7 protein-coding genes are annotated in these 8,787 nt (G+C 39.8%); 5 read left to right on the top strand and 2 right to left on the bottom strand.

The window, feature by feature from the left end; all coding sequences use genetic code 11:
* The first annotated feature begins 244 nt into the window (after positions 1 to 244).
* The 4 genes from rpmG to VB797_RS34280 all read left to right on the top strand — a co-directional run bounded on the left by rpmG (position 245) and on the right by VB797_RS34280 (position 3,414).
* Positions 245 to 439, top strand: coding sequence for a 50S ribosomal protein L33 (gene rpmG, locus VB797_RS34295; protein ID WP_323242277.1), 195 nt, complete (start codon positions 245 to 247; stop codon positions 437 to 439).
* Positions 440 to 441: 2 nt separating this feature from the next.
* Positions 442 to 657: a 30S ribosomal protein S18 gene (rpsR, locus tag VB797_RS34290; RefSeq protein ID WP_193918727.1), complete on the top strand. Its 216-nt coding sequence runs from the start codon at positions 442 to 444 to the stop codon at positions 655 to 657.
* A 215-nt stretch (positions 658 to 872) separates the two neighbouring features.
* Entirely contained in the window at positions 873 to 2,918 is a 2,046-nt protein-coding gene (locus tag VB797_RS34285) for a ribonuclease R family protein (protein ID WP_323242276.1), read from the top strand.
* A 151-nt stretch (positions 2,919 to 3,069) separates the two neighbouring features.
* Positions 3,070 to 3,414, top strand: a complete 345-nt coding sequence (locus VB797_RS34280) for a DUF952 domain-containing protein (RefSeq protein WP_323242275.1) — start codon at positions 3,070 to 3,072, stop codon at positions 3,412 to 3,414.
* Here VB797_RS34280 and VB797_RS34275 read toward each other — a convergent pair.
* Together VB797_RS34275 and VB797_RS34270 are read right to left on the bottom strand one after the other, a co-directional pair.
* A complete protein-coding gene (locus tag VB797_RS34275; protein WP_323242274.1) occupies positions 3,402 to 4,172 on the bottom strand; it encodes a circadian clock KaiB family protein in 771 nt (256 codons plus the stop codon). The genes VB797_RS34280 and VB797_RS34275 overlap by 13 nt on opposite strands.
* 378 nt (positions 4,173 to 4,550) lie before the next feature.
* Positions 4,551 to 5,831, bottom strand: coding sequence for a type IV pilus twitching motility protein PilT (locus tag VB797_RS34270; RefSeq protein WP_323242273.1), 1,281 nt, complete (start codon positions 5,829 to 5,831; stop codon positions 4,551 to 4,553).
* Positions 5,832 to 6,318: 487 nt separating this feature from the next.
* Between VB797_RS34270 and recQ the strand changes: the two genes are divergently transcribed.
* Positions 6,319 to 8,481, top strand: coding sequence for a DNA helicase RecQ (recQ, locus tag VB797_RS34265; protein WP_323242272.1), 2,163 nt, complete (start codon positions 6,319 to 6,321; stop codon positions 8,479 to 8,481).
* Positions 8,482 to 8,787 lie beyond the last annotated feature (306 nt).

Below are 8,787 nucleotides of genomic sequence, written 5' to 3'. Positions count from 1 at the left end.
TGCTTATCTTAATTTGATCGACATTTTAGGTAACGTGACTGCTATACTTAAGCGTGATTTAAGAATTTTAGCGGTACTGTAGCAGGCTTTGCATGACCGCTATGAATCGGATTATGATTATTTCATTGCGTCGAAACTATTTGCTGGATATCAAGAACAGACGGATAGTTGAAATTGTGAGACGCAATGTGAGACAATGACTATTTGTGTTATTATCTGCTCGCTTACATCGTTCGTCTAAATTATGGCTAAAAATAAAGGTGTTCGTATAATATTGACACTGGAATGTACAGAATGTCGCACTAACGCCAACAAACGTTCGCCCGGTGTTTCTCGTTATACGACTACTAAGAATCGTCGCAATACAACTAGTCGTTTAGAACTCAAAAAGTTCTGCACGCATTGCAACACCCACACCGTTCACAAGGAAATTAAGTAAAAATGGCTTATTATCGTCGTCGTCTGTCTCCGATCAAACCCGGAGAACCTATAGATTATAAAGACGTTGATTTGTTGCGTAAATTTGTTACCGAACGCGGTAAGATACTTCCACGCCGGATTACTGGATTGACCACTCAGCAACAGCGAGATTTGACCGCATCAATTAAACGCGCCCGAATTTTGGCTTTATTGCCTTTTGTAAATGCTGAAGCTTAATTTAAGCATTTTGAGGACACAATGCTTCTATAAAGGAGTTTAAGTAAATGTCCGGGATTTTAGATTTTAGATTATCCATATATAGCTATAGCTTTATTTAATATGGATTCCAAAATCTAAAATCAGTTTTTGTATTGAAGATGATTTGATTTTGGGATTTTATATTGGATAATCCAAAATCTGAAAACTGAAATTTTGAATGAACTACAAGGCTTGTGGAAAAGGGGACGCTGGTAGAATTTAGGAATCAAGGCGATCGCCGTCTGGGTGTTATAGACCGTCCAGATGGAAAAAACCGTTGGATTGTTGTGGATGAACTTGGACAATCTAGCAGTCTAGCACCGAGACAATTTACCTATGAAGTTGGCGGACAAAGCTACAAGCCTTCAGACATACCGGAATTTCTGCAACAGGTACACTCGTATTTAGACCCCTCAAGTTTAGAGGTGGCTTGGGAATTACTGGTAGAGGATGGTGCGTCGGTTACTCCCAAAGAAATGGCGAATCTGCTGTTTTCTCAAACAGAAGCACCCCAAGTTTATGCGGCTCACTGGTTGCTATCGGATGATAAAATATATTTTAAGCAAAAAGGTGATAGTTACGAGCCGCGAACCGCAACGGCTGTTGCAGAACGTCAGCACCAGCTAGAAGTAGAAGCGCTCAAAGCTAAAGGACAGCAGGAATTTTTAGCACGAGTACAGCAAGCGCTTGACGGTGAAACTGTAGAATGGCAAAAGCACGATCGCCACAGACTAGAAGCATTAGAAAAATATGCGGCCTTACTTGCCGATGTAACGCGGGGTGGAGTTAAATATGATTCCTTAGCTCAAGCTTATCCCCCACCCGCACAAGTTTTAGAAACGATGACGATGCTAGGACGTACCGCAACTCCTCAAGGAGCGTTTCAGTTACTCGTCGATTTGAGTTGGTGGAGTCCAAATGAAAACTTGTTTCTACGTCGTTCCTCAGTTCCGATTCAATTCCCTAGTAAGGTAATAGATGTGGCGCATCAACGCTTGAGTACTCCTCCCCCAGACTTAGACAAAAACCGCTTGGATTTAACTCATTTAAAAGTCTATACGGTTGATGATGAAACGACTACCGAAATTGATGATGGTTTAAGTTGGGAAATGCTTCCCGATAATCGAGAAAAGCTGTGGGTACATATTGCAGACCCCACCCGATGGCTCGTACCTGAAGATGAATTGGACTTAGATGCGAGGAAGCGCGGTAGTACGGTTTATTTGCCTACGGGGATGATTCCCATGTTCCCCGAAATATTGGCAACTGGACCAATGAGTTTGGTACAGGGAGAAATTTGTTGCGCCTTAAGTTTCGGAATTATTTTAGATGAAACTGGGGGAGTAGAAGATTATAGCATTCATGCAAGTTTAATCAAGACTACTTATCGCCTTACTTATGAAGATGTAAACGATATTTTGGAATCCGGGGTACGAGAAGAACCCGAAATTGCAGCCCTGGGAAAATGGGCAAAGATACGCAAGGTTTGGCGCTATCAGCAAGGAGCCATTAGTATAAGTATGCCGGAGGCTACGATTAAAGTTAAGGATGATGAAGTTAACATCGAATTATTAGATGATTCTCCTTCACGATACTTAGTAGCCGAAATGATGATTCTAGCTGGTGAAGTTGCAGCCCGCTACGGAAAAACTCACAGTATTCCTTTACCTTTTCGCGGTCAGCCGCAGCCGGAATTACCACCAGATGAAGAATTGCTGTTACTACCAGCAGGTTTTGTCCGTGCTTGTGCCTTGCGTCGCTGTATGCCCAAGAGCGAAATGAGCATTAATCCATTGCGTCATGCGGGTTTGGGATTAGAAACTTATACACAAGCAACTTCTCCGATTCGGCGTTATAGCGATTTACTTACCCACTTTCAAATCAAAGCTCATCTGAGAGGAGACACTCCACCTTTCTCCGCAGAAGTACTTAAAGAAGTTATGATGAATGTTACAAGTATTACTCAGGAAGTCGTCATGGTGGAACGACAAACTAATAGATATTGGGCCTTGGAATACCTGCGTCGTCATTTAGATAAAGCTTGGGAAACAACAGTTTTAATGTGGTTGAGAGAAGATAATAACTTAGCGTTAATTTTATTAAAAGACTTAGGTTTGCAGTTGCCCATGTTCTTTAAACGCTCTGTAAATTTAGGTGAAGACACTTTAGTTAAAGTTGTTCATGCAGACCCTCAGAAAGATATAATTCAGTTTCAAGAGATAGTTTATCAAGAAGTTTAATTATTAGTTAGGAGTTAAGAGTTAGGAGTTAGGAATTAGGAATTAATAGTTGAGAATATTTAAGTGCTAGAAATAATGCAGATTTAGAATTTGTTATGGGATAAGTTCCCGATTTATAAAATTATCAAATTGATATTAGTATTTCACAAAGATGACACTTATTCTTCATATTACACCGCGTCAAGATTGGGAAAAAGCGCAAGTAACAGGAATTTACTCCACTGACTCCCTGGAAACAGAAGGATTTATTCATTGTTCTACACCAGCACAGCTGGTAAAAGTCGCAAATTCATTTTTTAAAAATCAAACAGATCTACTATTACTTTTAATCGATTCCGAACGGGTGAAATCAGAAATTCGTTATGATGTTGTTGCGGAAGAAACATTCCCGCACATCTATGGTGCTTTAAATAATGATGCGGTATTTAAAATTATCGAATTTGCATCTGCTAAAGATGGCTTGTATGAACTACCTTCAGAAATTCAACTAGAATAATTAGATTTATTCAAAATTCCCAGCATCTGTAAAATTCGTTCTTTACTGTTCATATCTCCGACAATTCGTCGCGTTGGTTTTGGTAAAAGCTTAACTAAAGTGGGAGTTGCACTAACTTGATGGATTTCCGCTTGTTCGGGATGAGTTAAGACATCAATTACTTTCAGAGTATAAGGACTTCCCAAATATTTTTCTAACAATCCATGCAAGCTTTGAAGTGTATTTTCAGTATTAGGAGTGTGACCTGCAACAAATAAGCGGAGAATATAAGGCTGCGTTTGAGATGGCATTTGTTGTACAGTTGATAGCGTTTGAGAATCAGTTGATTTTTCGGATACTTCTAAACGCACAATTAAATCATGATTTTCCCATAACTGTTCAAAGTTGGAGCGATAGGTTGCTAATACCATGCTATCGCATAATCCTTCATGCCAAGGAGTTTTTTGCCAGACTAAATTTCCAGTATTAAAGATAGCATTTAGCAAAGCTTGATGGCGCATTACTGCCGGATAAGCTTCTGCAAAAGTTTTGACTTTTCCAGTGCGTGGATCTAACCAGTGGTCAATAGTCGCGGTATATAATGGAACTAAAAAATGAGGTGGTTCTGGTAAATCTAGAATAGACTGTAAAGCACTACATAAATGTGAATGCCATCGACCTTTTTTGCTGGAGTCAATACAGTAAATTAAATCTCCCCCTGGTGTAAATAGTGCGATTCCTTTGAACAATTCTGGTAAAGGTGATTTATTTGGATTCAATAGCTTGTAGAATTTTGGATTTTGGATTTATTTAATTTTACAGGTTTTAACTGGTTAACTGGTTCCTAGTCTCTGGCTAGGAACCTCCGATCAAGGCTCTGCCTTTAGATACTTGACAAGAGGCGGAGCCTCTGAAATTAAGTTCCCAGCCTGGAGTCTGGGAACGAGTAATAGCTTGTAGAATTTTAGATTTTGGATTTTGGATTTATTTAATTTTACAGGTTTTAACTGGTTAACTGGTTCCTAGTCTCTGGCTAGGAACCTCCGATCGAGGCTCTGCCTTTAGATACTTGACAAGAGACGGAGCCTCTGAAAGAACTTCCCAGCCTGGAGTCTGGGAACGAGTATAACCTTTGACCTATCCCCCATTCCCTAGACTTATACTCTACCTCGAAGCATCTGCGCCATCTCGTTAGGAGTTGGTGACATTTCTAATGCAACTTCTTCTGTGATCTGACCTTCTTGGTAAAGGTTGAATAAAGACTGATTCATGGTAATCATGCCGTCAAAGCTGGCTTGTTTCATCAATTCAGTCATTTCATCGTATTTAGAATCTTTAATCCAGTCTTTCACAGCTTCAGTATTAATTAGAATATCGTGGAAAGCTGCACGTTTACCATCTGTCGTGCGACACAAACCTTGAGAAATAACTGCAACTAAAGATTCGGAAATTGCAACCCGCATTGGGTCTTGTTCTTCACCGGGAAAAAGATTGAGAACCCGTTCGATGGTTTTTACAGCACTGTTGGTGTGGAGAGTTCCCATTACCAAGTGACCAGTTTGGGCGGCTTTGAGGGCAGTATTAACCGTTTCCCGATCGCGCATTTCACCCACCAGAATTAAATCTGGGTCTTCCCGTAAAGCTGCTTTCAAAGCGTTGTCAAATTTGTGGGTATGCATTCCGACTTCCCGCTGTTTGACCAAGGATTTTCGACTTTGATGAACGAATTCAACCGGGTCTTCGATGGTAATAATGTGTTTTGCCATCTCGCGATTGATATAGTCAATCATTGCTGCCATTGTAGTTGATTTACCCGAACCAGTCGGACCCGTAACTAAAATCAAACCTTTGTGATAGTGGCAGATATCCCTGAAAACTGGCGGTAATTTCAACTGCTCCATTGACAGTATTTTCATCGGAATCAATCGCAGTACCATTGAATAGCCTTTGAGAGAATCGAATATATTGATTCGGACTCTGGCAAAATCAAACTGAGTGGCTCCATCAAAATCTAAAGTGTCCTGGAAGCGCTTAGTCTCTTCTTCCGTGAGGATGTCCTGCAACCAACTCATAAAAGTATCTTTATCGGTTTCTGGATAGTTGGTTGTTTCTATTTCTCCTCGGTTGCGGAAACGGGGTATTTCACCGACTCCCAAGTGAATATCGGAAAATCCTTTTTGGTGAGCTTCCTTAATTAATTGCTCAAAAGTTGGCTGCAAGCTGTTTTTCCCTGGTGTAGTCTGAGCCGGTGGTGGTGTTCCCGGACGATGAGCAGCAGGATTCATTAAACCACGGCTACCGTTGGGCATTTCTATAGTTTGGGTGGATTGACGTTGAGTACTGAGTGTTGATGCTGCTGGTGGGGGTGGTGGTGGCATCGGGGGCGCACCACGATTTGCGGTAGAATTAGATGGTGGATGCTGCTGTGATTGTGTCATATATCCTCGGCGATACTAAAATCAGTTTTAATGGGTTAGGTTGTTTAATTATTTAAAAGTCTTTGTAAGAGTAGGAAAGAACCGATCTGAGTGTCACATTCAGTATTTGCTATTTGTGACGATCGCCAAACATAAAATTGATGCCAGAATCATTTCTTCGCCTAAACCACTTACTTGTATTACCTTTAAATATTTTTAAGTCATAGAAATCGGGAATATAAACATTTTTCCCTGATATAACAACATTTAACACGCTTATGCTCTTAAAAAAGTACAGTATAAAAACGTATATTATCTATATAAAATAATACCTCGGATATTTTTTTTTGAGGAAAGTTAAATTTTGTTGATAAAAATTTCAAACTGAATGGCGATCGCTAATTTAAGAAAATTACTTGAAGCGGATAAAATAAAAGATAGAGCGTAAAAAATACGGATTTTTTCTATTCACGAAAAGCTTACTGATAATTGATTATTGACCGACCGTATGTCTGAGTATACCCATCTAGAAAACGCCCTTAAACATCACTTCGGTTATGACACCTTTCGTTCTCCACAGCGAGAGATTATTGTTGAGGCATTAGAAAATCGCGATTTACTCGTGATTATGCCGACGGGTGGGGGTAAATCTCTGTGTTTTCAACTACCAGCATTGATGAAATCCGGATTAACGGTGGTAGTATCGCCGTTGATTGCGTTAATGCAAGACCAAGTAGAAGGATTGCGAAAAAACGGTATTGCGGCCACTTTTCTCAATAGTAGCGTCAGCCCTCATCAAGCAAGAATGCGCGAGCAAGCAATTATGAGCGGTAAAGTTAAGTTACTGTATGTTGCTCCAGAACGTTTACTCAGCGAAAGATTTTTACCCTTACTCGATTTAGTTCATCATCAAATTGGAATTTCGGCTTTTGCGATCGATGAAGCGCACTGTGTTTCGGAATGGGGACATGATTTTCGTCCTGAATATCGTCAAATGAAATCGCTGCGACAGCGTTACCCTAATGTACCAATATGGGGACTTACCGCTACCGCTACAGAAAGAGTCCGTGCCGATATCATTAACCAATTAGGATTAAATCAACCCAGCGTTCATATAGCTTCTTTTAATCGTCAAAATCTTTATTACGAAGTTCGTCCCAAAAAGAAGACCGCTTATACTGAACTTTTAGAAATGATTCGGGAAACCGAAGGTTCGACAATTATTTACTGTTTGACACGCAAAAAAGTTCAAGAATTAGCTTTTAAATTACAACACGATAATATTTCTGCTTTACCTTATCATGCCGGTTTGAGCGATACCGAACGTAGCGAAAATCAAACCAAATTTATTCGAGATGATGCCAGGATAATGGTAGCAACTATTGCTTTTGGCATGGGGATTAACAAGCCAGATGTACGTCTTGTAGTCCACTTTGATATTTCGCGGAATTTAGAAAGTTATTATCAAGAGTCGGGAAGAGCGGGTCGAGATAGTGAAGCGTCACGGTGTTTGCTATTTTTGAGTTACAGCGATGTCAAAACTATTGAATGGTTGATTGAACAAAAAACTGACGAACAAGAACAAATGATTGCTAAACAGCAATTGCGTCAGATGATCGATTATGCGGAAGGTACAGATTGCCGTCGCACTATTCAATTAAGTTATTTTGGGGAGAGATTTCCTGGAAATTGCGGTAATTGCGATAACTGTTGCAATCCGAAACCTTTGGAAGATTGGACGCTTGAAGCAATGAAATTTTTATCTTGTGTGACACGCTGCAAGCAAAGATTTGGCATGAAACATATTATAGATGTATTGCGGGGAAGCAAAACTCAAAAAATTCTCGACAAAGGACACGACAAGCTTTCGACTTACGGTATTGGTAAAGATAAAACCTTGGATGAATGGCGGATGTTAGGACGTTCTTTACTACATCAAGGTTTGCTCGAACAAACTACCGATGGTTATGCAGTGTTGAAACTCAATTCCTTGAGTTTGGAGGTGATGAAGAAACAGCGATCGGTTTCGATTGTTGTTCCCCCCAAAGAAAAAGCGACTGGGAAAGCACGAAGCGAGAAAGCAGAACAAGCAGATATCTTATTTCAGAAATTGCGCGAACTTCGCAAGCAGCTTGCTGATACTCAATCTGTTCCACCCTACATGATTTTCGGTGATTCGACTTTAAGATTGATGACTCAGGTAAAACCCAAAAATAAACAGGAATTTAGTCAGCTTGCGGGAGTTGGTAGTCACAAGCTTGCTCAATATGGAGATAAATTTATTAAGGTAATTCAAGCTTATTTACAAGAAACAAGTCCGCAAAAACAGAATTCCTCGTCTTCGGCTTCATCTGCAAATGAAGAAATTTCCTACACTGAATTACAGACTTTTGAATTACACAAACAAGGATTGAGCATCACAGAAATCGCTCAACAACGCGACCTTCGTTCTACTACAGTTATTCGCCATCTTTCCGATTTGATTGCAAAAAATCAACCTGTAGATATTAATTTAATAGTTCCCATTGACAAGCAGAAAAAAATTCTTCAAGTGTTAGATATCTTGGGAGATATAGCTTTAACACCGATTAAAGAATATTTGGGTGATAGTTATAGCTTTGATGAAATTCGTTTGGTAAAAAATAAGTGGAAAAGGAAAAGTGGTAAATAGGGAATAGGGAATGGGTAATGGGGAATAGGTAATAGGGAATAGATGAAAGTTTTTGGTTATTCAGTACCTAATAGTCAACCACATTAATTTTGAAGGGGTGTATTTCAGTCCTATTTATAGGACTTTCGCTATTAGACGGGGGTTAAAAACCAGTCAAATTTAATGCAATCGACCACTAGTACTTGACCACATAAATTATGAGGAGTATTAGCTGAGTCCTATTTATAGGACTTATGCTATCAGACAGGGACTTGCAGTCCCTGGCGGATTGGATACCACCCGTCAAAGTTAATGTGACAGACTACT

It is taken from the genome of Rivularia sp. UHCC 0363 (assembly GCF_034931125.1).
GTDB lineage: Bacteria > Cyanobacteriota > Cyanobacteriia > Cyanobacteriales > Nostocaceae > Rivularia.
The sequence above is the reverse complement of the archived record's forward strand: the minus strand, read 5'-3'. Positions and strand labels throughout refer to the sequence as shown.